Consider the following 22,479-nt stretch of genomic DNA (forward strand, 5'->3'; position numbering starts at 1 on the left):
TCCCTATGCCGCGCGCCAGCGCAGCAGGTGCCGTTCCGCCGCCGCGAGCGCGACGTTGCTGACCAGTCCGATCGCCGCGAGCAGCAGCAATCCCGCGAAGATGTCCGCCGAGCGGAACGCCCGACCCGCGAGCAGGATCGCCGTTCCCAGCCCCTGCTGGCCCGAGAGCATCTCCGTCACGACCGCGAGGATGAGTGCGACAGTCAGCGCGAGCCGCATTCCCGCGATGATGTCCGGCACCGCGTTCGGCAGCCCGATCTTCCACACGAAGGCCAGCCGCGAAAGGCCGAGCGCGCGTGACACCTCGCCCAGGCGCGGCTCCACGTTCTTGAACCCGTGCACGGTCGCGAGCAGCGTCGGCCAAAGCGAGCCGAAGACGACGACGCCCAGCACCATGCCCGGCGTCAGCCCGAACACCGCGACGGCGACGGGAATGATCGCGGAGGCCGGGAGGGGCCGCAGGAACTCCAGGGTCGGCTCCAGCGCCTCCCGCACCGGCCGCACGATGCCGATGAGTGAGCCGAGCAGCACCGCGACTGCGCTCGCCGCGAGCCAACCCTGGAGCATGAGCCACACCGTCGCCCCGGTCTGCGTCGGCAGGTCGCGCGCCATCCCCCGTTGCAGCGCCGCCCAGGCCGCTTCGGGAGAGGGCAGGAAGGCCCGCGAGACCAGCCCCACCGCCGTGACGGCCCACCAGACCGCCGCGACGACGCCGAGCCCGACGACCGCCAGTCCGAGGTCCCGCCCGAGGTTCGCCGCTCCGCGCATTACGCCCCGCCCCCCGCGATGCCAGTCGCCGCTCAGCTGCGAGGAGTAGGCGGTTCAGCCACCACCCTAGTAAGCCCACCCACAGCAGCGTCGCGAGCATCAGGTCCGGCCGCAGTGACTGCTGCGCCACCATCATTCCGTAGCCCAGCCCCTGCGGGTTCGCCGCGATCTCGACGGTGACGACGATCACCAGCCCCACGCCCACTGCCAGCCGCAGCGCGACGAGGAGCCGCGGCAGCGCCGCCGGCAGCACGACCTTCGTGACGCGCGCGACCGGCCCGAGCTGGAGCGCCCGCGCCACCTCCCTCAGCGTCCGATCCACGCCCGCCACCGCGGATTGCGAGAGGATCAGCGTCGGCCAGAACACCGCGAAGGCGACGACGCTTGCCCCGAACGCCCCGCCAAACCCGAAGACCAACAGCGCGAGCGGGATGAGCGCGACCGGCGGCACCGACCGCAGCGCCTCCACGGGCGCGAGGCACAGCCGCGCCGCAAAGGGCACGAGCCCCAGCGTGATCCCGACGATGAGGCCGGCCCCCACCCCGATCGCGAGCCCGAGGAGCACGACCGACAGCGTCTCCCAGGTCGCCGCGAGCAACGTCCCGTTCGCCAGAGCCCCACCGAGCGCCCGCATGACGGCGGAGGGCGGCGCGAGCGATTCCGACGGCGGCCGGCCCACGAATGCAAGTTCCCAGAACGCGAGGAACCCCACCGGCAGCACCGCCCCCCGCCACATCAGTGCGAGTCCTGCACAAGGGAGAACAGCTCCCGCCGCAAGCGCAGGAACTCCGGATGCTCCCGCGTCGCCAGCTGGTTCCGGGGAATGGGCAGGGGCACCGCCACGCTCCGCTCCACCCGCCCCGGGGACGCCGCGAGTGCCACGACGACGTCGCCGAGGTAGAGCGCCTCCTCCAGGTCGTGCGTCACGAACAGCACGGTCATCCCACGCTCCGCGACGAGGCGCAGCACCTCGTCCTGCAACGCCCCGCGGGTCATCGCGTCGAGCGCGCCGAACGGCTCGTCCATCAGCAGCACGCGCGGCTCCTGCGCGAGGCACCGCGCGATCTGCAGCCGCTGCTGCATCCCCCCGACAACTCCGACGGGAACTTCCGCAGGTGGTCCCGCAGCCCCACGGTGGCGAGCAATCGCTCGATCCGGTCCCGCCGCTCGCCGCGCGGCACCCCCGCCGCCTCCAGCGCGAGGGACACGTTCCCGTAGGCGTCGCGCCACGGCAGCAGCGCCCGCCCGTAATCCTGGAACACCACGGCCACGTCGCGCGACGGCCCCGTTCGCGGAGCGCCGTTGACCCGCACGCTCCCCGACTTCGCGGCGAGGAACCCGGCGGCGAGCCGCAGCACCGTCGTCTTGCCCGACCCCGACGGGCCGATAACGCAGCCGAAGGACCCGGCGGCCAGCGAGAACGTCACGTCCCGCAGCACCTCCCGTCCGCCGAGGTCCAGGCACACCCGCTCGAACGCGATCGCCGCCTCCCGTGAGGCGTCCGCCGTGCGCGTCACGGGTGCGGCGACGATCCCGTCCACCTCAGGCCAGCCGCAGCCGCACGACGTCGGGGCGGGAGGTCAGCATGTCCTGTTCCCTCATGATCCGCACCCAGGCCGCCATCTCGCGCTCCGTCACGTCCGTCCGCAGCTGCGCGAGCGGCACGGTCCGCACGATCTCGATCGGCAGGCGCGTGTACTTCGCGATGTACTCCCGGGTCTGCGCGTCGTTGGCTCCGACCCACGCCACGGCCTCCGCGATCGCCTCCCGGAAGCCCCGGACCGCCTCCCCGTTCCGCGTCGCCCAGGCGCGCGTCGAGGCCCAGAAGGTCGTGGGCAGCGGCTCCGCCAGGTCCGGCGTCATGTTCGAGACCAGCGCCCCGATCCCGCCCGCGGTGATCCGGCTCATCACCGGCTCCCCCGTCACCACCGCTTCCACGGTGCCGCCGCGCAGCACGTCGGACATCGTCGGGAACGCGACCTCGACGAAGGTCACGCGGCGGTGGTCCACGCCCTTGTCCATGAGCCACTTGCGGAAGATGACGTGGAGGAAGGCGTTCAGCCCCGGCACGCCGACGCGCTTGCCGACGAAGCCCGGCGCGTCCGTGATCCCCGACCCCGCCCGCGCCACCACCCCGAAGGTCGTCACGTCCCGCGTGATCTCGGCGCAGGCCGACAGCGCGACGAGGTCGAGTCCGCCGTCCACGGCGGAGATCATCACGGAGGGTGTCGGCCCCCCGATCTGCACGGAGTTCGATTGCAGCGCCGCCGGGATCGTCGAGTTCAGCGTGATCAGCTGCAACTCCGTGTCGAGGCCGCGGCGGCGGAAGAACCCCTCCTCCTGCGCGACGAAGGCCGCGGTGTAGTCCAGCACGGCCGTGTACCCGATCCGCACCCGCCCCGCGCCCTGCGCGAGCGCGGGCCGCGCCAGCGCCCCGGCCGCGACCGCACCGAGCAGCGCCCGCCTGTCTATCGCCATGACCCATCTCCCCCCGAGGGACGGCTATTCCGCCGCCGCTTGCCGCAACTGATTTGCGTAAAAGTCGCTCGTGATGCGCATGTGCCGCGCGAGCAGCGCCGCCGTTTCGTCCGCGTCGCGCGCGAGCGCTGCATCCGCCAGGGCCCGATGTTCCGCGACGATCAGCTCCCCCGGCAGGCCGTCCCCGATGAGCGCGACGCGGTAGCGCCGGTGCTCCGCCTCCAGCCGCGCCCCCATCTCCATCGCCCGCGGCGATCCGCAGGCCCCGACGAGCGCGCGGTGGAATCCGTCATGCTCGCGGTTCCAGACCTCGAGAGGCGCCCGGTCCGCGAGCGTCGAGCCGGTCGCCCGCAACAGCCGGTGCAATGCCGCGAGGATCCCAGCCTCCCAGGCGGCGTCACCCCGCGCGATCGCCTCCCGCACCGCCGCGCCCTCGATCGTCGCCCGCATCCACGCGATGTCGTCAAGGTCCGCGAAGGAGAGCGGGGCGACGCGGAAACCCTTGTTCCCCTCCACCTCCACCAGCCCCTCGCCGACGAGCCGCGACAGGGCCTCCCGCAGCGGCGACGCCCCGACCTCGTAGCGGTCCCGCAACTCCTCCAGTCGCAGCCGGGCGGAGGGTGCGAGCGCGTTCGTCGTGATGTCCTCCCGCAGCCGCCGCTCCGCCACGTCCGCGAGCGTCACCCCCCGCGGGGCTGCGGCGGGCGCGAGAACGGGGAAAGGCGCTTCGACCCTCATCACCGATACTAGGCCCGATCATCGAGGATCTTGGCAAGCACCGATCTTCCGGTCCAAGGTCCCGGGGACAAGGGGAGAGCCGAATGGCCCGACACATCGTGGACCTGTCCGTGCCTCTGCAGGTCGGCATCGCCTCCGACCCGCCTTCGATGCTCCCGCAGATCGACTATGTCGCTCACGTCGACACCGCCGCCGCGATGGCTGCGATGTTCCCGGGGATGCGCCCCGACCAGCTGCCCGAGGGCCAGGGATGGGCCTTTGAGCAGGTGCGCATCACCACCCACAACGGCACGCACATCGACGCGCCGTGGCACTACCACTCCACGATGGATGGGGGCGCCCGTGCCATCACGATCGACGAGGTCCCGCTGGACTGGTGCATCGCCCCCGGCGTGAAGCTCGACTTCCGCGACAAGCCCGACGGATACGTCTGCACCGCCGACGACGTCCGCCGCGAACTCGACCGCATCGGCGTAGCGCTCGCCCCGCTCGACATCGTCGTGGTGAACACCGCGGCAGGCCGCGCCTACGGCCAACCCGACTTCCTCGACCGCGGCTGCGGCATCGGCCGCGAGGCGACGCTCCACCTTCTCAACCAGGGCGTCCGCGTCACCGGCACGGACGGCTGGTCCTGGGACGCGCCCTTCTCCGCCACCGCTCGCCGCTTCGCCGAGACGGGGGACCCGAGCATCGTCTGGGAAGGCCACAAGGCCGGGCGCGAGATCGGCTACTGTCACATCGAGAAGCTCTCGAACCTCGAAGTCCTCCCGCCGAGCGGCTTCACGATCTCCTGCCTTCCCGTGAAGATCGAGCGCGCCTCCGCCGGCTGGTGCCGCGCCGTCGCGATCATCGAGGAATAGCGGCGATGCGCCTCGCCACATTCGAACAGGCCGGGACGCCGCGGATCGGTTCGGTCCTGCACGACCGGGTCCTGGACCTGCAGGGGGCACACGCCGCGCATTCCGGCGCGGACTCCCCGTACCTCGCCGACATGCTCGCGCTCATGGACGGCGGCGACGCGGCGCTCGACCTCGCCCGAGCCCTCGCCGTCCGCGACGGCCCGACGCACGCGCTGGCGGAGGTGCGCCTCCTCGCCCCCGTCCCCGTCCCCCGCGCGATGCGGGACTTCATGGTGTTCGAGACCCACGTGCGCCAATCTATGGCCGCTGTGAACCGCATCACCGGCCACGGCCCGCGCACACCCGAGGAGATTGAGGTTCCCGCGATCGTCCGCGCCCAGCCCATCTACTACAAGGGCAACCGCTTCACCGTGGTCGGCCCCGACCACGACGTCCGGTGGCCGTCCTACTCGGAGAAGCTCGACTTCGAGCTGGAGTTCGGCATCTTTCTCGGCCGCGGCGGCCGCGACATCCCGGCCTCCCGCGCCCGCGATCACGTGTTCGGCTACACCATCTTCAACGACGTCTCGGCGCGCGACGTCCAGGCCCACGAGATGGCGGGCTGGCTCGGCCCCGCGAAAGGGAAGGACTTCGACACGGGTAACGTCATCGGCCCCTGGATCGTCACGCCCGACGAGCTCCCCGATCCCTACGCCCTCACCATGTCCGTCCGCGTCAACGGCGAGGTCTGGTCGTCCGGCACCACCGGCACGATGCTCCATAGCTTCGAGGACATGATCGCTCACGCTTCCCGCGACGAGACGCTGCACGTCGGCGAGTTCCTCGGGTCTGGTACCGTCGGCTCCGGCTGCGGCCTCGAACTCGACCGCTGGATCCAGCCCGGCGACGTGATCGAGCTGGAGGTCGAGGGCATCGGGACGCTGCGGAACCGCGTGGTGCGTCCCGGAGCCTGACACGAGGTGCAGCCGGGACCGAGGATGGCCGTGGTGGCCAGGACGTCGCAGCGCGCGACGCAGCAACTGTCTCCTTCGCTCCTCACGGGTCGAATAGGGGTCACGACAACAGCGACGAGACCTGATTGAACGTCGCACCCATGCCGCTGTCCGACGTTCCCGCTCCGTCCCGCTTAGCGTGAATCCAGCTCCGTCCTGTGGCGTGACCCCATGTTGCCGGAGCCGATGATGCCGATGTTCATGGACGCATTCCTTCTCAGGCCGCGACCGTGACGGGGCTGCCCGACCAGCGGCCGAGGCGCTCGCCCCCGTCCACGTCGAGCACCGCGTTCGTGATCGCGGGGTTGGCGATGAGGGCGAGCGCCGCGGCGCCAATGTCGTCCGGACTTCCCGCGTGCTCCGCGAGCTGCCGGTCCGGGCGCAGCCCGATGCCGCCGGGCGAGACGACGTTGATCCGGGTCGGCGCGAGCTCGAGCGTTGCGGCCCGGGCGAGCGCCTCGATCGAGCCGTGCAGGGTGGACCAGAAGCCGAAGCCTGCGCCGGGCCGGCGCCCGCTCGACCCCGAGATCAGCGTCACCGAACCGCCGCGGCGCACCAAGTCACCCGCGGCGTGCAGCAGGTCGTAGGCAGTCCAGAAGCGGCCGAACGCCGCGCGGGCTTCGGCCGGTGCGGTGCCAGGAATGCTCGACGCGCGGCCGCCGGCGGAGGTCGCGATGACGAGATGATCGAACGGTCCGGCCGCCGCGAGCCGGGCAACCCCGGCCGGGCCGGACACGTCGGCGACGAGCGTCGTCCCCCCGCCAATCCTCCGGCGACGGCCGACAGGGTATCCTCGTCACGCCCGACGAGGACGACCCGGGCGCCTGCTGCGGCAGCGTGCCGCGCGATGGCGGAGCCCATGGCCCCGCTGCCGCCGACGACCGCGACGGTCTGGTCCCGGAGGGAATCACCGATGGACGTCATGTTCCGTTCTCCCTCGCGCGTCAGCGGGCCGGGCCGCGGCCAGGCCTATCGAACTCGCGGAACAGCCCGGCCGCGGAGAGCCCGACGAGGTCGGGCAGGCCCGCGGGGAAGCCGTAGCCCGCGAACCGCTCCGTGACCCTCCGGGCCACGCGGACCCGTGCCTCCTCGGTCCCGCCGCTCCGGGCGAACTCGTCCGCCGCGATGGCGCGGGCGGTCACGATGTAGTCCCGTTGACCGCCGAGAAGCTCGGCGGTCGGGCCAGAGGCGCCGTGGCCCGGGTGCACGACGCGGGGGCCCGAGAAGAGGACGGCGAGCCGGTCGAGGGCCGCGAGCCACTCCGTGGTCGCCTCCTCGACGAAGAGACCGTGCATCCGGTGCAGCACGAGGTCGCCGACGTAGAGGTCGCCCGTCTGTGGGAGGTAGAACGCGGAGGCGCTGTTCGCCTCGGCCTTGCCCATCTCGCGGGCAACGACTGTCAGCCCATCGATCTCAACGGTCTGCTCCGGCGCGAGCATGCGCTCGGGCAGGAGGAGCCGGTCGGGGAAGTCGCCCGGCGCGGCCCTCCGCATGAAGGCGTTGAAGCCGTATGTGTCGTCCCGGATCGTGTCGCGGGTGGTCGGCGAGGACCAGGTCTCGGCCGCGGGGAAGGCCTCCTTGAAGAGCCCAAGGCCAACGTAGTGGTCGGGATGGCCGTGGGTGACGAGGATCGCCCGCACCGGGCGCCCGGTCGCGCGGACGGCCGCGAGGGCCTCGCGCGCATGGGTCAGGTCCCGCTGGACGTCCACGACCACGAGCCCGCCGCCGGGCGTCTCGACCCAGTGCGTGTTGACGGTGCCGAGGCCCTCGTAGGTGTAGCGGCCGGTGCGGAGGCCGCCGCCCTGCGCCACGGCGTGGCCGACGGGGAGCGCAGAGGCCGCTGCTGCGGTCAGGAAGCCGGTGAGGAGGGAGCGGCGGTCGAGGCGCATCGGGTGTTCCCCTGGCCGTGGTGGCTCCATCGCCATCCGCCGATGGCCGGAACTTGCTCCTGCCGAGTTACTCACTCAAATTGATCGTCATGACGGATGAGTTCAGCGAGATTGAGCTACGGCGGCTCGACCTAAACCTCCTTCTCGTTTTCTCGGCGGTGATGCGCGAGCGTAGCGTCTCCCGTGCTGCCTCCCGCCTCTACCTCGGCCCCTCCGCAATCAGCATGGCGCTCGCCCGCTTGCGGGAAGCGCTCGGAGACGAGCTCTTCGTGCGCGCCGGACGCCGCGTCGAGCCGACGCCCCGCGCCGACGCCCTCTGGGTGGAGCTGGAACCCGCCCTGTCGCGCATCGAGGCCGCAGTGCGAGGGGCGCGGGGCTTCGACCCGGCAATCTCCGACGCGGTCTTCCGCTTCGCAGCGCCTGACGACCTGGAGTTCGTCCTCGTGCCGCTCCTGATGGACCGCCTCGGGCGCGAGGCACCGGGCGTGCGGCTCGTCGTGCGCCCGTCCGACTTCCACACCCTCCTCGGCCGCCTGGACTCCGGCGACGCGGACCTCGCCCTGAGTGCGACGCCGGAACGTGGCGTCGAGCGGCGCCACCGCGTCCGGCCACTCTACCGCGAGACCTTCTCGGTGCTCTTCGACCCGGCCCAGGTCCCCGAGAAGGCGCCGGTCTCGCTCGATGCCTTCATCCGCATCCCGCACCTTCTGCTTTCGATCGCAGGCGACCTCACCGGGCCGATGGACCGGCGTCTCGCCGAGATGGGGCGGTCGCGACGGGTGATGCTGGCCGTCTCGCATTTCCCGACGATGCCGTTCGTCCTTAAGGGGCGGCCCTCGCTCGTGAACATGCCCTCAACCGCAGCGCACTACTACGCGGCGACCTACGGGCTGGTCCTCTCGCCACCGCCGATGCCCTCGCCGGATTTCGAGGTCTCGCTCGCCTGGCACGTCCGGACCGACGCCGATCCGGCGCACGCGTGGTTCCGGGACTTCGTCGCGAGAGCGGTGATGGACCTGCACGATGGCGCGAGCACACGGTGACGCCCCGATGCGCAGCGCCCGGCGAACCGCCCGTCGCATGACGCACTTCAGAGGCGCTGGATGAAGGCGATGAGGTTCACGTTGGGGTCGCGGATGAAGAAGAACCGCACGCCGAGCTCGGCGTTCTCGAACTCGAAATGCGGGTGGATGCCGCGCTCGGCCAAGCGGCGCCTCACGTCGGCAAGGTCGTCGGTGCCGAACATGAACTGCGAGATGCCGTAGGTCGCCGTGTGCGCCGGCGCGTCGGGACGGGGGATGCCGGGGCGCGCGTTGGCGTCCTCGATCAGCTCGATCCGGAAGGCGTCGCGGCGGAGGAAGGCGAGGCGGGTGCCGAACTCGGGGTAGCTATTCCGCCGCTCGACCGTGAAGCCGAGGATCTCGCCGTACCAGGCGACCGTCGCCTCGAGGTCAGGGACCGACATCGTCACGGCGTAGGGGCGGATGTCGGGGAGGAGCGGCTGGGCGCTGGCGGCAAGGGCGCCGGCCGTCAGGGCGAGGGCGGTCGCGGCGGCGGCGATGGTCTTGATCATGGTCCTGTCTCCTTTCGCTCCGGGTCGGGTCGTTCGCCGCCGGGTGGGCTCCTCCGGTCGGCCCCGCTGCTCTCGTGCGGCGACGGATTGGAGAATGGATCGCGTCGCAGGATCGAAAAACGCCAACCTGTTCCCTTCATTCCGGACGCCAGGTCTGTAATCTGATCCCATGCGCCTGACCGACCGGCTGCTCGGAATGGAGGAGTTCCTCGCCGTGGCGGAGGCCGGGAGCTTCGTCGCGGCCGCATCGCAGCTCGGCCTCACCCCCTCCGGCGTCGGCAAGGCGGTCAGCCGCCTGGAGGCCCGTCTCGGCGTGCGCCTGTTCACCCGCACGACGCGCCGCGTCGCGTTGACGGAGGACGGGGCGGTGCTGCGGGAACGCTGCCTCCGCCTCCTGGCCGACCTCGACGCGGCGGAGGCGGAGGTGGACGCCCGGCGGTCGGAGATCTCCGGTCCCGTGCGGGTCGGCACCCCCGTCGCCTACGGGCGCATTCGGGTCGTGCCGGCACTCGCGGCCTTCGCCGCAGCCCATCCCGGCATCCGCCTGGACCTGCGCATGTCCGACCGCCTCTCCGATCCCGTGGAGGAGCGGCTCGACCTCGTCGTCCGCATCGGCGAGTTGCCGGACTCCTCCATGCGGGCCGTTCAGGTGGATCGGATCCGCTTCGGCGTGTTCGCGGCGCCCGACTACCTCCGTGCACGGGGCGAGCCGGGGAGCCCAGCGGAGCTTGCGGGCCACGCCCGGCTCGGCTTCACCCTGACATCGGGCCGGCCCCTCGACTTCACGCTCGGCGCGGGAGAGGAGTGCGTCTCCCTCTCGCCCTCGGGGCGCTTCGTCGGCGACGACATCGAGGGCGTGCTGGAGGCTGCCATCGCCGGGCTCGGCCTCGCCTACCTGCCGACCTTCATCGCGGCGGGCGCGGTCCGCTCGGGGGCGCTGCGGCGCGTGCTGGAGGCATCCTGGATCGACGGCGCGCCCGTCCACCTTCTCCTGCCGCAGCCCCGGCAGGTGCCGCGGCGCGTGCGGGCCCTCGCGGACCACCTGGTCGCGGTCATGCGCGGCGCCACCGCCGGTACCCTCGCCGGCAGGGGCTGAGGCGGCATCCGCGGCATGGCAGCGTGCCCTGGCCTCACTGCCTAGGGCTGCCTGTTCCACGGCCGCGGATCAGGCTGTATGCAGCCGCAGCACGTCCCGCGCACAGTCGATGAAGGCCCTGAGCTTCGGCGCCATGGCCGCGCGGCGCGGGAAGTAGAGGAAGAGCCCCGGTTCCTCGATCGCCGCCTCGGGCAGGACCTGCACGAGGCGGCCTGCCGCCAGGTGCTCGCGCACCAGCGGCTCGAACACGTAGATCAGCCCGACGCCGTACAGCCCGAGGTCGAGCGCCGAGAGCGGGTCGTTGACGATCACGGCATGGCCGACATCGGCCTGGACGTCGCGGCCGTTCTCCCGCAAGTCCCAGCGGTAGAGGCCGCCGCCCGCGATCTGGCGGAAGCCGATGCAGTCGTGCGCCGCCAGGTCGGCGATGCCGCCCGGAGCCCCGCGCCGCCCGAGGTAGGACGGCGCGGCGGCGATGATCGCCTGGAAGGGCGGCGTCAGCCGCACCGCCACCATGTCCTCGGCGATCATCTCTCCCAGCCGCACGCCGGCGTCGAAGCCGGCCGCGACGATGTCGGTCAGGCCGTCGTCGATGTAGGCTTCGACCGTCACGTCGGGGTAGCGCTCGACCATCGCGGCGATTACCGGCCCGATCGCGAGCGGCAGCGCCACGCGGGACAGGTTGATGCGCAGGAGGCCGGACGCACCGGTCTTCCTCGCCCGGAGCTGTTCCCAGACCGCACCGATGTCCTGCAGCGCCGGCGTCAGCGTCGCGACGAACGCCTCGCCCTCGGCGGTCAACGCGACGCTCCGCGTCGTGCGCGTGAAGAGCGGCGTGCCGAGCCGTTCCTCGACCGTGCGCACCGAGTGGCTGACGTTCGACGCGCTGAGGCCGAGCTCTGATGCGGCCGCCGCGAAGCCGCGACGCCGTGCGACGGCGAGCATGACCGGCAGGTGGCTGAGCAGGTCACGGTCCATTGCTGAGCCGTATCGCATACTCCACGCGAAATCAGCCCGATTAATGGATAGGGCGCCAGACGGCATCTTCAGCGCATCGGACGACGCAAGGTCGTCGGAGCCGACCAGGAGACCCGCAGATGACCGCCCTTAAGCCCATCCGCCTCGCCGCCGGCGCCGCCATGGCCCTGCTCGCGACGACCGCCGCCCTTCCCGCCCACGCCCGACCGCAGACCGAGGAGACTGCCATGACCGTCACCCCCGCCGGTGACCCCGACAGCGCCCGCGTCATCTCCACCGTCTCGTCCATCCCCCTCGCGGTGGACCTCGCCCGCTACGACTTGGCCGAGGCTTCCTTCGCGCCCTCGATCGTCATCGACTACACGAGCCTCTGGGGCGGCGAGCCGCAGCGCATGACGCCCGCCGAGTTGATGGCCGCCTGGCGCGGCCTCGTGCCCGGCTTCGACGCCACCCGGCACGAGCTGAAGGACGTGCGCGCCGAGCTCGACGGGGACCGCGCGACCGCCACGGCCTTCGTGGATGGCCGCCACTGGATCGATGGCCGGCTGTGGCGGCCGATCGGCACCTATCGCTGGACGCTGGAGCGCCAGGGCGGCGCCTGGAAGGTCACGAGCATGACCTTCGCCATGACACAGGAGATCGGCGACCGGGGGCTCATCGCGCTCGCCACCGAACGGGCGAAGGGGCGCTGACCATGGACCGCCGCAGCTTCGTCGCCACCCTCGCCGGGCTCGCCGCGGCCGGCCCGGCCCTCGCGACCCCGTCCACCCACGGAGCATCCACCATGCGTCGCGTCACGTTCAGGAGCGGCGCCGATACGCTCGTCGGCCAGATCCATCTCCCCGAGGGCGCCTCGGCGCTCAACCCGGTCCCGGCGGTCGTCGTCACCGGCGCCTGGTTCACTGTCAAGGAGCAAATGCCGACCGTCCATGCCCGCGAACTGGCGCGCCGCGGCTATGCCGCCTTCGTTTTCGACTTCCGCGGCTTCGGCGAGAGCGGCGGCGCGGTCCGGCAGCGCGAGATCCCAGCCGACAAGATCGCCGACATCGTGGCCGCGGCGTCGTTCCTGAAGGCGCAGCCCGATGTGGACGGCGCCCGCGTCGCCGGCCTCGGCATCTGCGCCAGCGCCGGCTACATGGCGGCGGCGGCGGCGGAGAGCGCCGACGTCAAGTCGATCGCGCTGGTCGCGCCCTGGCTGCACGACGCCGCGCTGGTCGAGGCGATCTATGGCGGGAAGGACGCGGTCGCCGGGCTGATCGAGGCCGGCCGGAAGGCGGAGCGGAGCTTCAGGGCCACCGGCCGCCCGACCTTCGTCCCGGGTGCGAGCCGCACCGACCGGACCGCGGTCATGTTCGACGTGCCCTACTACACCGAGGCGTCGCGCGGCCTGATCCCAGCGTGGCGCAACGAGGTCGATCCCGCCTTCTGGGAAGCTTGGCTCACCTTCGACGCCATGCGGTTCGCGCCGAAGCTAGCGCAGCCGTTCCTGATGGTGGAGAGCGAGGCGGCCGCCCTTCCGGCCGGGGCCCGGCAGTTCTATGCCGCGGTGCCGGGCGCGAAGCACGAGCTGTGGCTCGATGGTGTCAGCCAATTCGATTTCTACGACCGGCCCGCCGCGGTCTCGGCTGCGGTGGCCGCGGTCGCCGACCACTTCGCGGCCACGCTCCGCACCTGAGCCGTTCGCGCGAGATCCTCCGGCATCGCTGCCTTGATTTCTTGGAGACCCGGCGTTCGCGCCGGGTTTCATCTTGTACGTCGCCCGGCTTTCAGACGGTGAGCGCTCGGCAGGACGGGTGCGATGCTGCGATCCGCGCGATGCTGCGGTGGGCGAGCGTGAGCGTGAGCCGAGTTTCCAACCCGTCGAACGGGGAGGACACTGTTGGCGAAGTCGCCCGACCCGCATTGTTCCCCGCACCAGACACCAGCGCAGATGCGCGGTTGACCTTGCTGCAGGTGAGCCTGCCAAGGGATCGATCCCGCTCGCGGCGGGCGGGAGCCGACTTCGCCAACAGTGTCCGCTCCGCACGGGTCGAAGCGCCGCTTGGATGGTGATCGGCGATCCACACGCGTGGCCCTGATCTGCGGCAGGCGCTGGATCAGCCCTTCGTGTTTCTCTCGCGGGTGGAGCGTGGACCCTTCCGGACAGCGTGTTCCCGGAAGCAGCCAAGCTACCAAACGCGACACTCCAGCGTGCCGCCTCGTGCTTTGCTAAAGGGTTCACCGCGCGCGGCGCCTATGGAGGGACGCTGGATGACTCGTCAGCTGAACAGCGGCGATCTCATCATCGGCACCGACCTGCGCGACGTCCTCGCGGGCGACCTTACGGGTAACTCGGGTGACCTCGGCCCGGACGACCGCATCCTCGGTGGCGGCGGCAACGACACCCTCTATGGCGACTCCGAAGGCTATCCTTGGCCCGGCACGGGCGACGACACGCTCGACGGCCAGCGCGGGGACGATGTGATCGCCTGCGGCCGCGGAGACGATATCGCCTCGGGTGGCAGTGGGAACGACGCCCTCTTCGGCGAGTTGGGGAACGATATCCTCTACGGTTCCGCGGGGGATGATACGATCTCCGGTGGCGCGGGCGCCGACACCCTCATCGGCGGCGTCGCCCGCGACGTAGCCTCGGGTTCCGACACGGTCGGCTACCGGGCCTCCTCGGCCGGCGTCACCGTGGACCTCGCGGCGGGCACCTCTGCCGGCGGCGACGCGGAGGGCGATCGGCTGTTCGGATTCCGGAACGTGGAAGGCAGTGGCTTCGGCGACGTGCTCGTCGGCAACGACGGTGACAACCGCCTCGTCGGGGAGAGGGGCGGGGACCGCCTCATCGGCGGCGCGGGGGACGACACGCTCGACGGAGGATTTGGGGGATCGTGGACGGGCGGGGAGGACACCCTGACGGGCGCACGGGCGCCGACACCTTCGTCGTGGGCCACTGGTACTACGAGATGACGACGGACGAGCCCAACGGCGCTTGGCCCTGGATCACCGACTTCTCGGTGGCCAAGGGGGATCGCCTGCTGATCTGGCACGACCAGAACCGGCTGCCGGAGAGGATCACGGCCGAACAGAGCGGCACCGACGTCGCGGTCTGGATCGGGGTGGATTACCAATACTTCGTGACGGGGGAGCGCTTCTCGGACGGCCTCTGGGAAAAGCCCCTCTGCGTCCTGCAGGACACGCGCGTCGAGTGCCTGACGGGAGAGTGGTACGGCTTCTGGCCGTAGGGGGCCGTCCGTCCGTCAATCCCAGGGGACCCTGATCACGTCGAGCCAGTCGCCCGTCAGGCTCTCCGCACCCACTCCCTCCAGGACGCAGATCGGGCTCCTCTCCGTCGGATCGTACCGCTCGGACCACTCGACCACCACGTCCTCGCCTTCCTCGCGCCACGTCAAGCCGTACCAGTCGAGGAACTCGGAGAGGAAGGCGCTCGCGTCCACCGCGAGCGTGTCGCCCTCGGCGGCGTCGAAGTCAGTGACCCGCGACAGGCCTATGGTGGAGCCTGGGTAGCCGTCGTAGCCGACGCGGAAGCGGTCCGCGCCCTCCCCGCCCGTGAGCGTGTCGTCGCCGCCGATGCCGAGCCACGCTTGGCTGACCGGTCCCGCGGAGAGCAGGTCGTTCCCGCCCCCCCCCCCCCCCGACGAGCCGGTCGGCGCCGCGCCCGCCCGACAGCCGATTGTCCGCGCCGTCCCCGACGAACGCGTCGTCCGCCTCGGTGCCGACGAGGTCGCGGATGCCGAAGACGCGGTCTCCCTCGGCGTCTCCGCCCCGGCCGTGACCCGTCGAGAGGTCCACCGACACGCCCAGGGCGGGCTCGCCGAAGGCGCGCGAGGACTCAGCGTAGGAGAGGGTGTCGCGTCCCCAGGCCCGGTCCCGCGCGACGCCGCCGATGATCACATCGGCGCCCGGCCCGCCCACGAGCAGGTCGTCGCCCGCCGAGCCGTAGAGGGTGTCCGCGCCGTGACCGCCCCGGATCTCGTCGTCGCCGCTGCCGCCGGAGAGGACGTCGCGACCGCCGCCGCCGGTGATCTCGTCGTCGCCGCGCCCGCCGTCCACGACGTCGTCGCCGCCCTCGACCCGGTTCCCCCAGCCCGGACGGTCGGCGGCGAGGCGGTCGTTCCCGTCGCGGCCGTAGATGCGGTCGTCGGGGCCGAGGTCGAGGGGCGGCGGGAGGCCCGGGTCGGGAAAGAACTCGGGGTCGCCGATGATGTTGTCCCCGTAGGCCTCCCCGATGATCAGGTCACCGCCCCGGCTCCGTATCGCCACGTCGTGCCTCCTGGTGGAGCTGGAGCAGAGCAGGCGCCCGCGCGGGCGTGTGTCGAGACATGTCGCCGCCGCGCCCCGTTCTCCCTCGCCGCCGCGCAGCGACGGTCGGCAGCACCCAGCGCGGAGGCGGGTCGTTCACCGCCACCTCACCTCATCAAGCATTGCGTCTCTTGCCAGAGCAGCGCGCGGGGCTCAGCCAAACGGCGGGCATTGCCACGTTGATGACCGGTGGCCGGAACGAGGCGGCTGGGCGAAGCTGGCCGGATGTCGTCAGAGCCCGCCACCTACCCCGGCTACCGCTTCCCGGCCGAGATCATCCGGCACGCGGTCTGGCTGTACTACCTCTTCAGCCTCAGCTTGCGTGACATTGAGCTGCTCCTCGCTGAACGGGGCATCACCGTCACGCACGAGAGCATCCGGCGGTGGGTGCTCCGGTTCGGGAGTGAGTTCGCGGGGAAGCTGCGCAAGCGGCGGCCGCGGCCCGGGGACACCTGGCACTTGGATGAGGTCTTTCTGAGGATCAACGGCGAGCTGCACTACCTCTGGCGCGCGGTGGACCAAGACGGCGTGGAACTCGATATCCTCGTGCAGCCGCGCAGGAATGCGAGTGCGGCCAAGCGGTTCTTCAGGCGCCTGCTGGTCGGGCTGAAGTACAAGCCGAAGCGCCTCGTGACCGACGGGCTACGCAGCTACGGCGTTGCGCATCGCGAGGTGATGCCCGAGGTGCGGCATCGGGTCAGCCCCTACCTGAACACCCGGGCCGAGAACCCACACAGGCCGACGCGCCGGCGAGAGCGGCAGATGCAGCGCTTCAAGTCACTGGACCAGGCACAGCGGTTCCTGTGGGCCCATACGATGATCTACGGTCACTTCCGGCCGCGGCGGCATCTCATGACCGCCGCTCAGCACCGTCGCGCTCGCGCCAAGGCCTTCCGGATCTGGCGCGAGGAAACGTGCGTCCAGATCGCGGCCTGAACCCGCGCACGGGTATCGTCAACTTGTTGGCGCAAGGCCGAGCTTTCGCGCGTGACGAGGCGCCCGTGCACCTTCACGCTGCGGTCTGGACGCGCGTCTCCTCACGCCAAATCCGGAAGGCCTTGGCGCGAGCGCGGCGGTGCTGAGCGGCGGTCATGAGATGCCGCCGCGGCCGGAAGTGACCGTAGATCATCGTATGGGCCCACAGGAACCGCTGTGCCTGGTCCAGTGACTTGAAGCGCTGCATCTGCCGCTCTCGCCGGCGCGTCGGCCTGTGTGGGTTCTCGGCCCGGGTGTTCAGGTAGGGGCTGACCCGATGCCGCACCTCGGGCATCACCTCGCGATGCGCAACGCCGTAGCTGCGTAGCCCGTCGGTCACGAGGCGCTTCGGCTTGTACTTCAGCCCGACCAGCAGGCGCCTGAAGAACCGCTTGGCCGCACTCGCATTCCTGCGCGGCTGCACGAGGATATCGAGTTCCACGCCGTCTTGGTCCACCGCGCGCCAGAGGTAGTGCAGCTCGCCGTTGATCCTCAGAAAGACCTCATCCAAGTGCCAGGTGTCCCCGGGCCGCGGCCGCCGCTTGCGCAGCTTCCCCGCGAACTCACTCCCGAACCGGAGCACCCACCGCCGGATGCTCTCGTGCGTGACGGTGATGCCCCGTTCAGCGAGGAGCAGCTCAATGTCACGCAAGCTGAGGCTGAAGAGGTAGTACAGCCAGACCGCGTGCCGGATGATCTCGGCCGGGAAGCGGTAGCCGGGGTAGGTGGCGGGCTCTGACGACATCCGGCCAGCTTCGCCCAGCCGCCTCGTTCCGGCCAGCGGGCGACAACGTGGCAATGCCCGGGGCGGTTCAAACCGCGAAGGAGACCGTCGACTTCGCGACCGCCCTGAACCTCGTGGCCTGTTTCACGCCGATCCGTAGCCCCGAGAGCAACGGGGTCTGCGAGGCGTTCGTGAAGACGCTCAAGCGTGACTATGCCCGGGTGAACCCCCGCCCCGACGCCATCACCGTCCTCCAGCAGCTGCCCGCCTGGTTCGAGGATTACAACGCCGTCCACCCCCACTCCGGCTTGCGCATGCTCTCACCCCGTGAGTTCATCGCCAGCCAGTCGTCCACCCCAGCCGCATGTCCGGTTTGATGGGGAGCACTCCACTGATCCTGTCCGGGATCTCGGGGGCAACAACAAGCAGGCCCAGCGGCGACGGCCCGTAGCGAACGTGGACCGGTTGACAGTGAACCGCACGGCGAGACAGCCCTTCGTCCTTCGCTGCCACCCGAGCAAGCGCCTCCGCGCGCCTGCCGGCGTCACCTCGGTAGCGCGGCGGGGTCAACCCCACTGGTTCCTAACCTCAGCCTTCTCAGCGGTATCGAGTCGCCTTCTTGCAAAGGGGTGTGCAGAAGATTACGAAACGAAGCCATCACTATGATGCCGGTGGAGTCGCTCCCGTCATGAGATTTGCGCCACAGCAACGATACCATCGCGTGGTCGTTCCGCCGCCGAAGAGCGATGCACAGAGCGCTTTGGTCTTCTCCCTTGCCAAGGCCGGGAGCACGTTGCTGTTCAATCTCATGCTTCGGATCGCTCCGAAGGCCGGCCTGACCTATTTCTCTATCGAGGATTACCTCTTCTCTCAGAACGTTAGCTCGACGAGGCGTCCACTGGATGTTGGCAGTACCTTTCACCCAAAGGGCTACTGCTACGGCGGTTTCCGACAATTCCCCGCCTACCCGGTTCCGATCTTGCACTCCTCAAAGGTCATTCTGCTCGTGCGGGATCCGCGCGACATGATCACATCGTTGTATTTCTCCGTCGCCTACAGTCACGAGATTCCGGAGGAGGGTGGTCCGGATAATGGAGCGGGCGCACAACTCTCTTCGGCCCGACAAATGGCTCATGAGATCGGCATTGATACGTACGCCAAGCAGGCCACGAGAGACTACATCCGCATGTTCGAAGGTTACGTAGCCCAAGGCTTCCTATGGCGACCGAACGTGGTAATCTACCGGTATGAGGACATCATTTATCGTAAGAGAGAATGGGTTGATGATATGTGCGAATGGTTTGGTTGGGACGTCCCGACCGCGGACCGAGAGGCCGCCGTCGACGAGTTCGACGAGTTGCCGAGCCAGGAACGTCCGAACGAGCACGTGCGGCAAGTCTCGCCTGGAAACCACAAGCGCCATATCTCGGAAGAAGCCGAGCAGGAAATACGGGCGCGGCTATCAGAATACATGGAATTGTTCGGGTATACTTGAAATCGCGACTGCTCGACGGATGTGCGGCCGAGATGGTCGCGGGGCGCTCCGCAGTGCCGGTCGAGCACGGGATGGTGGCGGGCGCCTTCGTGAGGCATGCTCGGAGACGCGGCTCCTGATATGGCGTAGCCGAATCGCCGACATCGCGCTCGGAAGGGACGCAGCGATCTGACCGTCCAGACGGCGTCCCGTCCCAAGGGTGCGTACCCGCAGCTTAGGCGCTGCTCGAGTGGTGGTGTGGCACCACGGCGAGGCTTCAGGCGAACCCCCCAATTCTTGATGCTCCTTCGCCTGCTCTCCCAGAAAGCACCGGCCGTATTCATTCAATATGACGACCGTCATCGGCGGAGGTTCCGGCGTTGCACGCAGGGCATACATTCGGGAGACCGGATCTCGGCCGGGCGGTCCACCGCTCACCGCGCAGGCCCAACAGACCGGAGCCATACATGAGGTTCGTGCCCCGTCGTCAGTTCTTCCCCGTGCAACCGCCGCCGACCGACGGCACCCACCCCAGCTGCTTCGCCTTCGCGTTCGCGAAAGGCGGCAGCACCCTCCTCTACGACATCCTCACGCTCCTTGCGCCCCATGCGGGCGTCACGTACTTCTCCGTCTCAAACCACCTTTATGGGAAGAACGTGCGTGCGGACCGTCGGCCGTCCCACATCGGATCGGTGCTGAAGCCGACCGGATACTGCTATGGCGGGTATCGCGACTTCCCGTTCTACGCGATCCCGATGCTCCACGAGGCACAGGTTGTTTTCCTCGTGCGCGACCCACGGGACATGCTTACCTCCCTCTACTACTCCGTCGCCCTGAGTCACGGCCTTCCGGGGGAGCCGGAGCCGGGGAGCGCTACGGAGGCCTTGCTCCGGGCGCGCGAGCGCGCCCTCGGCCAGACTCCCGACGAATTCTGCCTTGCCAATGTGCATCGCTACACCCGGATGTTCGAGGGCTACCTAGCCCAGTTCTTCCATTGGCGACCGAACGTGGCGACCTACCGCTACGAGGACGTTATCTACGCCAAGCGGGACTGGATCCGGGACATCTGCGCTTGGTACGGCTGGATGGTGACCGAAGCGGCGGTGGATGAGGTGCTGGAGCGCGTAGACGTCGTGCCGACCTCTGAACGGCCCGAGGAGCACATCCGGCAGGTCCGGCCGGGCGACCACGCGCGGCGCCTGAAGCCCGCAACGATCGCTGCCCTTAACGACATCCTCGGGGAATACCTCCTGCTCTACGGGTATGCCGTTCCGGGCCAGGCTTCGGTGACGGCGACGGTCGCGTGAAGCGCCTGCTCCGCTGGCGGCGGACGGTACGTAGCCCGCGAAGCAGCACCGAGGGCGAATGCCCGTGACCCTGCACGACCTTATCGGAGCAGTCACCGCAACCGTGGCCGACGGGCGGCCGGACCCGGCCCTCGTAACCATCAGTCGCCGTCCCGCCGCCGGGCTGCTGCCGCAGATCTTCGGAGAGGGTCTCAACATCGTCGTCTCGGAGCCTCCCGGGCCACCCCGTCCACTCCGCGCCTTCCGCCAGACCCGCGCCGGCGCGCCACCGGAAGAGGTGGCGCCGGTGGACGGGGCGTCAGGGCTGACGCAGGGAGATGACCCCTCGGCGACCGTGCTCCGCTTCGTCGAGCCGGGAACCCTCGCCCGGGTCGCCGCGAGCCATCCCGGCCTGCTCCGGAACTGCGCCGCGGTACTGCTCCAGTTCGCGGCCTCCCAGTCGCTCGACGCCGTCCTGACGGCCCTCGCGGAGCACGGGCTGCGGCTCACCGGGCACTACGACCTTGGGCGCGGGGCGCCGGTCGTCCTGGCGAGGCGGCCCGCGGCGTACGCCGTGCTTGAGCGGTCCGCGGGCTGGCCTGCGCGGCTTGCGATCGTGGACCCCTGCCTCGACGGTGCCCGCGGGCATTACCTACCCCTCGCGCGGAGCCTTACGGCAGGGGGCCAGGATCTCGGGCTGGACGTCACCTGGGCATGCCACGCGCGGCTGGATCCCGCGACGGCACCGCCGGGCGTCGCCGTCCACCCCGTCTTCGCCCGCTCCTTCTTTGACCTTCCCCCCGAGGCACTGGGGCAGGTGGACCTAGGGCCTGAGATCGCCGCGGCGCTCCGGGGCTTCCTGAATAAGGTTGGGGGCGCGGCCACCCACCTTCTAGCGCACAGCGCCGACCCAGCCCTGCTGCGCGCCGCGTTAGCGCTGGCCGAGGATGAGGCGCCCATCGGCGCCCCGTTTCACTTGGTGATTCCGAACCAGCCGTGGATAATGCCAGGGCGGGCGGCAGGAATAGAGGTGAGCCGCGCCCTCGCCCGCCTCGCCGCGACCGCGTCCTACGGGCGGGAAGTTTTCCTTTGGGCGGAAACGCGCGAACTCGGACGGCAAGTCTCGGAACGGCTGGGCCGTACTGTGCCCGCGCTGCAGCTCCCGGCCCCGGCCTGGGCCGCCGAGGGCGTGTCGCCACCGCCCGACCTTCCGCTTCGCCTCGTCTTCCTCGGCGAGGCACGGCCGGAGAAGGGGTTCGCTGACCTACCCGCTCTCGCCGCGACGCTGGGGGGCGATGACGGGCTCCGGTCGATCATCCTCGACGTGCAGGTCCTCCCGCCGCACCGCGGCCCGACCTCGGCCTACGAGGAGGCCCTAGCCCGGCTGGGAGCGAATCCACAGGTCCGGCTCCACCGAGGCCCCCTGGACGACGGCGCTTATCGCGAGCGGCTGCGGGCCGCCCACGCCGTTCTTCTGCCCTACGACCCAGACCGATACGCCGGGCGAGGCTCTGGCATCATGGTCGACGCGATCGCGGCGGGCCGTGTCGTCGTCGCTCGCGACGGGCCGACCGTGGCTGAGCTCGCCACAGACGGTGTGGCTCTCCGCTACTCCGACCCGTCCGGTTTCGCCCGGGCTGTGCGGACGCTCCTCCATGACCACACGACGCTCTTGTCGGAGGCCGCGCGACGGGCGGTTGCGTTCCGCTGCTGGCGTGATCCCGCGGCGACCATCCGGTCTCTCGAGCATCGGGTGGCGTTCGTGGGATCTTGATCGGTCGGCCAGCCTTCACCTGAGGGTTCGGACCGACGCGACCGGATGCTAGGCCGCTGCGGCGCGCTGACGATCAACGCCCCCGCGAAGCGACCTGACCGCTTCCAGATCGGCATGGTCCGGCCCGAGGGCGTCAAGCGTGGTAGCTGCTTCCTCGACCTGCCCCAACATGAGCTGGCAACGGGCAAGGAGGATGGAAAGCGCCACGCTGTCGCTGCCCTCGGCGAGGCTCTCAGAGACGATCGTCTTAGCGACGCGCGGCAACCGAAGGTCAACGAGAAGGGAGGCAAGTTCGACAGCCTGTCCTACGCCGGGTACTCGCTCCAGCGCCCGGAGGCCTGGCAAGAGCGCCTGTTCCAGCTCGCCGCGCGCGATCATCTCACGCATGCCCTCGCGGTCCTGGTCGGCCGCCGGACCGTCGGTTGGCATCGTCGTGCTCATGATGTTCGTCACTCCTTGGTTGACCCAGCTTCGGCGCTGTTAATCCCACGCCCGACCGCTTCCTAGCAATAAATATGCCTATCAGATCCATGACAGCTTCGCCAAACGGGCGGACGTGGCCCGGT

Annotated in this window: 24 protein-coding genes and 4 pseudogenes; 13 read left to right on the forward strand and 15 right to left on the reverse strand. The window is 70.2% G+C overall.

Annotation, left to right across the window (positions count from 1 at the left end; genetic code table 11):
• Positions 1–3: 3 nt before the first annotated feature.
• The 6 genes and pseudogenes from ACE7GA_RS26150 to ACE7GA_RS26175 form a co-directional block, all read right to left on the reverse strand.
• Positions 4–768 (reverse strand): ABC transporter permease, encoded by a 765-nt coding sequence (locus ACE7GA_RS26150; RefSeq protein ID WP_376093756.1) that lies wholly within the window; start codon positions 766–768, stop codon positions 4–6.
• Positions 769–802: 34 nt separating this feature from the next.
• A pseudogene (locus ACE7GA_RS26155) lies at positions 803–1,504 on the reverse strand (ABC transporter permease); the annotation flags it as partial.
• Positions 1,504–1,803, reverse strand: coding sequence for a hypothetical protein (locus tag ACE7GA_RS26160; RefSeq protein WP_376100583.1), 300 nt, complete (start codon positions 1,801–1,803; stop codon positions 1,504–1,506). The pseudogene ACE7GA_RS26155 and the gene ACE7GA_RS26160, both read right to left, overlap by 1 nt.
• Positions 1,804–1,839: 36 nt before the next feature.
• A pseudogene (locus ACE7GA_RS26165) lies at positions 1,840–2,309 on the reverse strand (ATP-binding cassette domain-containing protein); the annotation flags it as partial.
• Between the two features lies 1 nt (position 2,310).
• Positions 2,311–3,246: an ABC transporter substrate-binding protein gene (locus ACE7GA_RS26170; protein ID WP_376093759.1), complete on the reverse strand. Its 936-nt coding sequence runs from the start codon at positions 3,244–3,246 to the stop codon at positions 2,311–2,313.
• A gap of 24 nt (positions 3,247–3,270) precedes the next feature.
• On the reverse strand, positions 3,271–3,984 hold the full coding sequence (locus ACE7GA_RS26175; protein ID WP_376093762.1) for an FCD domain-containing protein: 714 nt from the start codon (positions 3,982–3,984) through the stop codon (positions 3,271–3,273).
• An 83-nt stretch (positions 3,985–4,067) separates the two neighbouring features.
• Between ACE7GA_RS26175 and ACE7GA_RS26180 the strand changes: the two genes are divergently transcribed.
• Together ACE7GA_RS26180 and ACE7GA_RS26185 are read left to right on the forward strand one after the other, a co-directional pair.
• Positions 4,068–4,844 carry a cyclase family protein gene (locus ACE7GA_RS26180; protein ID WP_376093765.1) on the forward strand — a complete coding sequence of 259 codons (777 nt, stop codon included), beginning with the start codon at positions 4,068–4,070 and terminating at the stop codon, positions 4,842–4,844.
• A gap of 5 nt (positions 4,845–4,849) precedes the next feature.
• Entirely contained in the window at positions 4,850–5,797 is a 948-nt protein-coding gene (locus tag ACE7GA_RS26185) for a fumarylacetoacetate hydrolase family protein (RefSeq protein ID WP_376093768.1), read from the forward strand.
• Positions 5,798–6,053: 256 nt separating this feature from the next.
• Here the strand turns inward: ACE7GA_RS26185 and ACE7GA_RS26190 are convergent, their stop codons facing one another.
• The 3 genes and pseudogenes from ACE7GA_RS26190 to ACE7GA_RS26200 all read right to left on the reverse strand — a co-directional run bounded on the left by ACE7GA_RS26190 (position 6,054) and on the right by ACE7GA_RS26200 (position 7,725).
• Positions 6,054–6,572: an SDR family oxidoreductase gene (locus ACE7GA_RS26190; RefSeq protein WP_376093771.1), complete on the reverse strand. Its 519-nt coding sequence runs from the start codon at positions 6,570–6,572 to the stop codon at positions 6,054–6,056.
• A 44-nt stretch (positions 6,573–6,616) separates the two neighbouring features.
• Positions 6,617–6,760 (reverse strand): annotated as a pseudogene (locus ACE7GA_RS26195) (3-hydroxyacyl-CoA dehydrogenase NAD-binding domain-containing protein); the annotation flags it as partial.
• Between the two features lie 20 nt (positions 6,761–6,780).
• Complete coding sequence (locus ACE7GA_RS26200) at positions 6,781–7,725, reverse strand: MBL fold metallo-hydrolase (RefSeq protein WP_376093774.1); 945 nt, start codon at positions 7,723–7,725, stop codon at positions 6,781–6,783.
• Between the two features lie 89 nt (positions 7,726–7,814).
• On the opposite strand from ACE7GA_RS26200, the gene ACE7GA_RS26205 reads away from it, so the two are divergent.
• Positions 7,815–8,768: a LysR substrate-binding domain-containing protein gene (locus tag ACE7GA_RS26205; protein ID WP_376093777.1), complete on the forward strand. Its 954-nt coding sequence runs from the start codon at positions 7,815–7,817 to the stop codon at positions 8,766–8,768.
• A 47-nt stretch (positions 8,769–8,815) separates the two neighbouring features.
• Here the strand turns inward: ACE7GA_RS26205 and ACE7GA_RS26210 are convergent, their stop codons facing one another.
• Entirely contained in the window at positions 8,816–9,298 is a 483-nt protein-coding gene (locus ACE7GA_RS26210; RefSeq protein ID WP_376093780.1) for a VOC family protein, read from the reverse strand.
• Positions 9,299–9,467: 169 nt separating this feature from the next.
• Between ACE7GA_RS26210 and ACE7GA_RS26215 the strand changes: the two genes are divergently transcribed.
• Entirely contained in the window at positions 9,468–10,394 is a 927-nt protein-coding gene (locus tag ACE7GA_RS26215; RefSeq protein ID WP_376093783.1) for a LysR substrate-binding domain-containing protein, read from the forward strand.
• A 69-nt stretch (positions 10,395–10,463) separates the two neighbouring features.
• Here ACE7GA_RS26215 and ACE7GA_RS26220 read toward each other — a convergent pair whose 3' ends face one another.
• On the reverse strand, positions 10,464–11,372 hold the full coding sequence (locus ACE7GA_RS26220; protein WP_376093786.1) for a LysR family transcriptional regulator: 909 nt from the start codon (positions 11,370–11,372) through the stop codon (positions 10,464–10,466).
• Positions 11,373–11,491: 119 nt separating this feature from the next.
• Here ACE7GA_RS26220 and ACE7GA_RS26225 point away from each other — a divergent pair, with 119 nt between their 5' ends.
• The 4 genes from ACE7GA_RS26225 (at position 11,492) to ACE7GA_RS26240 (ending at position 14,602) form a co-directional block, all read left to right on the forward strand.
• Complete coding sequence (locus ACE7GA_RS26225; protein ID WP_376093789.1) at positions 11,492–12,064, forward strand: nuclear transport factor 2 family protein; 573 nt, start codon at positions 11,492–11,494, stop codon at positions 12,062–12,064.
• A 2-nt stretch (positions 12,065–12,066) separates the two neighbouring features.
• Positions 12,067–13,047 carry an alpha/beta hydrolase gene (locus ACE7GA_RS26230; protein WP_376093792.1) on the forward strand — a complete coding sequence of 327 codons (981 nt, stop codon included), beginning with the start codon at positions 12,067–12,069 and terminating at the stop codon, positions 13,045–13,047.
• A gap of 575 nt (positions 13,048–13,622) precedes the next feature.
• Complete coding sequence (locus ACE7GA_RS26235) at positions 13,623–14,327, forward strand: calcium-binding protein (protein ID WP_376093795.1); 705 nt, start codon at positions 13,623–13,625, stop codon at positions 14,325–14,327.
• Positions 14,303–14,602 (forward strand): hypothetical protein, encoded by a 300-nt coding sequence (locus tag ACE7GA_RS26240; protein WP_376093798.1) that lies wholly within the window; start codon positions 14,303–14,305, stop codon positions 14,600–14,602. The genes ACE7GA_RS26235 and ACE7GA_RS26240 overlap by 25 nt, the downstream gene beginning before the upstream one ends.
• Before the next feature lie 15 nt (positions 14,603–14,617).
• Here ACE7GA_RS26240 and ACE7GA_RS26245 read toward each other — a convergent pair whose 3' ends face one another.
• Both ACE7GA_RS26245 and ACE7GA_RS26250 read right to left on the reverse strand, forming a co-directional pair.
• Positions 14,618–14,815, reverse strand: coding sequence for a hypothetical protein (locus tag ACE7GA_RS26245; RefSeq protein WP_376093801.1), 198 nt, complete (start codon positions 14,813–14,815; stop codon positions 14,618–14,620).
• A gap of 31 nt (positions 14,816–14,846) precedes the next feature.
• Positions 14,847–15,641, reverse strand: coding sequence for a calcium-binding protein (locus ACE7GA_RS26250; protein WP_376093804.1), 795 nt, complete (start codon positions 15,639–15,641; stop codon positions 14,847–14,849).
• A gap of 264 nt (positions 15,642–15,905) precedes the next feature.
• On the opposite strand from ACE7GA_RS26250, the gene ACE7GA_RS26255 reads away from it, so the two are divergent.
• The gene (locus tag ACE7GA_RS26255; protein ID WP_376093807.1) at positions 15,906–16,616 is read left to right on the forward strand and encodes an IS6 family transposase; all 711 of its coding nucleotides are present in this window, start codon (positions 15,906–15,908) and stop codon (positions 16,614–16,616) included.
• A gap of 73 nt (positions 16,617–16,689) precedes the next feature.
• On the opposite strand, the gene ACE7GA_RS26260 is transcribed toward ACE7GA_RS26255, so the two are convergent.
• The gene (locus tag ACE7GA_RS26260) at positions 16,690–17,400 is read right to left on the reverse strand and encodes an IS6 family transposase (protein WP_376093810.1); all 711 of its coding nucleotides are present in this window, start codon (positions 17,398–17,400) and stop codon (positions 16,690–16,692) included.
• 59 nt (positions 17,401–17,459) lie between these two features.
• On the opposite strand from ACE7GA_RS26260, the pseudogene ACE7GA_RS26265 reads away from it, so the two are divergent.
• From ACE7GA_RS26265 to ACE7GA_RS26280, 4 genes and pseudogenes are all read left to right on the forward strand, one after another.
• Positions 17,460–17,756, forward strand: a pseudogene (locus ACE7GA_RS26265) (integrase core domain-containing protein); the annotation flags it as partial.
• Positions 17,757–18,100: 344 nt separating this feature from the next.
• Positions 18,101–18,874: a sulfotransferase domain-containing protein gene (locus ACE7GA_RS26270; protein WP_376093813.1), complete on the forward strand. Its 774-nt coding sequence runs from the start codon at positions 18,101–18,103 to the stop codon at positions 18,872–18,874.
• 446 nt (positions 18,875–19,320) lie between these two features.
• Positions 19,321–20,160, forward strand: a complete 840-nt coding sequence (locus ACE7GA_RS26275; RefSeq protein ID WP_376093816.1) for a sulfotransferase domain-containing protein — start codon at positions 19,321–19,323, stop codon at positions 20,158–20,160.
• A gap of 58 nt (positions 20,161–20,218) precedes the next feature.
• Positions 20,219–21,913 (forward strand): glycosyltransferase, encoded by a 1,695-nt coding sequence (locus ACE7GA_RS26280; protein WP_376093819.1) that lies wholly within the window; start codon positions 20,219–20,221, stop codon positions 21,911–21,913.
• A 48-nt stretch (positions 21,914–21,961) separates the two neighbouring features.
• Here the strand turns inward: ACE7GA_RS26280 and ACE7GA_RS26285 are convergent, their stop codons facing one another.
• The gene (locus ACE7GA_RS26285; protein ID WP_376093821.1) at positions 21,962–22,366 is read right to left on the reverse strand and encodes a tetratricopeptide repeat protein; all 405 of its coding nucleotides are present in this window, start codon (positions 22,364–22,366) and stop codon (positions 21,962–21,964) included.
• Positions 22,367–22,479 lie beyond the last annotated feature (113 nt).

The organism is Roseomonas sp. CCTCC AB2023176 (assembly GCF_042259275.1).
Classification (GTDB): Bacteria; Pseudomonadota; Alphaproteobacteria; order Acetobacterales; family Acetobacteraceae; genus Roseomonas.

What these genes read in the sequence shown, in the direction of transcription:
- ACE7GA_RS26150 (WP_376093756.1), bottom strand. Translation starts at nt 768, where the DNA reads ATGCGCGGAGCGGCGAACCTCGGGCGGGACCTCGGACTGGCGGTCGTC.
- ACE7GA_RS26170 (WP_376093759.1), bottom strand. Translation starts at nt 3,246, where the DNA reads ATGGCGATAGACAGGCGGGCGCTGCTCGGTGCGGTCGCGGCCGGGGCG.
- ACE7GA_RS26175 (WP_376093762.1), bottom strand. Translation starts at nt 3,984, where the DNA reads ATGAGGGTCGAAGCGCCTTTCCCCGTTCTCGCGCCCGCCGCAGCCCCG.
- ACE7GA_RS26180 (WP_376093765.1), top strand. Translation starts at nt 4,068, where the DNA reads ATGGCCCGACACATCGTGGACCTGTCCGTGCCTCTGCAGGTCGGCATC.
- ACE7GA_RS26185 (WP_376093768.1), top strand. Translation starts at nt 4,850, where the DNA reads ATGCGCCTCGCCACATTCGAACAGGCCGGGACGCCGCGGATCGGTTCG.
- ACE7GA_RS26200 (WP_376093774.1), bottom strand. Translation starts at nt 7,725, where the DNA reads ATGCGCCTCGACCGCCGCTCCCTCCTCACCGGCTTCCTGACCGCAGCA.
- ACE7GA_RS26205 (WP_376093777.1), top strand. Translation starts at nt 7,815, where the DNA reads ATGACGGATGAGTTCAGCGAGATTGAGCTACGGCGGCTCGACCTAAAC.
- ACE7GA_RS26210 (WP_376093780.1), bottom strand. Translation starts at nt 9,298, where the DNA reads ATGATCAAGACCATCGCCGCCGCCGCGACCGCCCTCGCCCTGACGGCC.
- ACE7GA_RS26215 (WP_376093783.1), top strand. Translation starts at nt 9,468, where the DNA reads ATGCGCCTGACCGACCGGCTGCTCGGAATGGAGGAGTTCCTCGCCGTG.
- ACE7GA_RS26220 (WP_376093786.1), bottom strand. Translation starts at nt 11,372, where the DNA reads ATGGACCGTGACCTGCTCAGCCACCTGCCGGTCATGCTCGCCGTCGCA.
- ACE7GA_RS26225 (WP_376093789.1), top strand. Translation starts at nt 11,492, where the DNA reads ATGACCGCCCTTAAGCCCATCCGCCTCGCCGCCGGCGCCGCCATGGCC.
- ACE7GA_RS26230 (WP_376093792.1), top strand. Translation starts at nt 12,067, where the DNA reads ATGGACCGCCGCAGCTTCGTCGCCACCCTCGCCGGGCTCGCCGCGGCC.
- ACE7GA_RS26235 (WP_376093795.1), top strand. Translation starts at nt 13,623, where the DNA reads ATGACTCGTCAGCTGAACAGCGGCGATCTCATCATCGGCACCGACCTG.
- ACE7GA_RS26255 (WP_376093807.1), top strand. Translation starts at nt 15,906, where the DNA reads ATGTCGTCAGAGCCCGCCACCTACCCCGGCTACCGCTTCCCGGCCGAG.
- ACE7GA_RS26260 (WP_376093810.1), bottom strand. Translation starts at nt 17,400, where the DNA reads ATGTCGTCAGAGCCCGCCACCTACCCCGGCTACCGCTTCCCGGCCGAG.
- ACE7GA_RS26275 (WP_376093816.1), top strand. Translation starts at nt 19,321, where the DNA reads ATGAGGTTCGTGCCCCGTCGTCAGTTCTTCCCCGTGCAACCGCCGCCG.
- ACE7GA_RS26280 (WP_376093819.1), top strand. Translation starts at nt 20,219, where the DNA reads ATGCCCGTGACCCTGCACGACCTTATCGGAGCAGTCACCGCAACCGTG.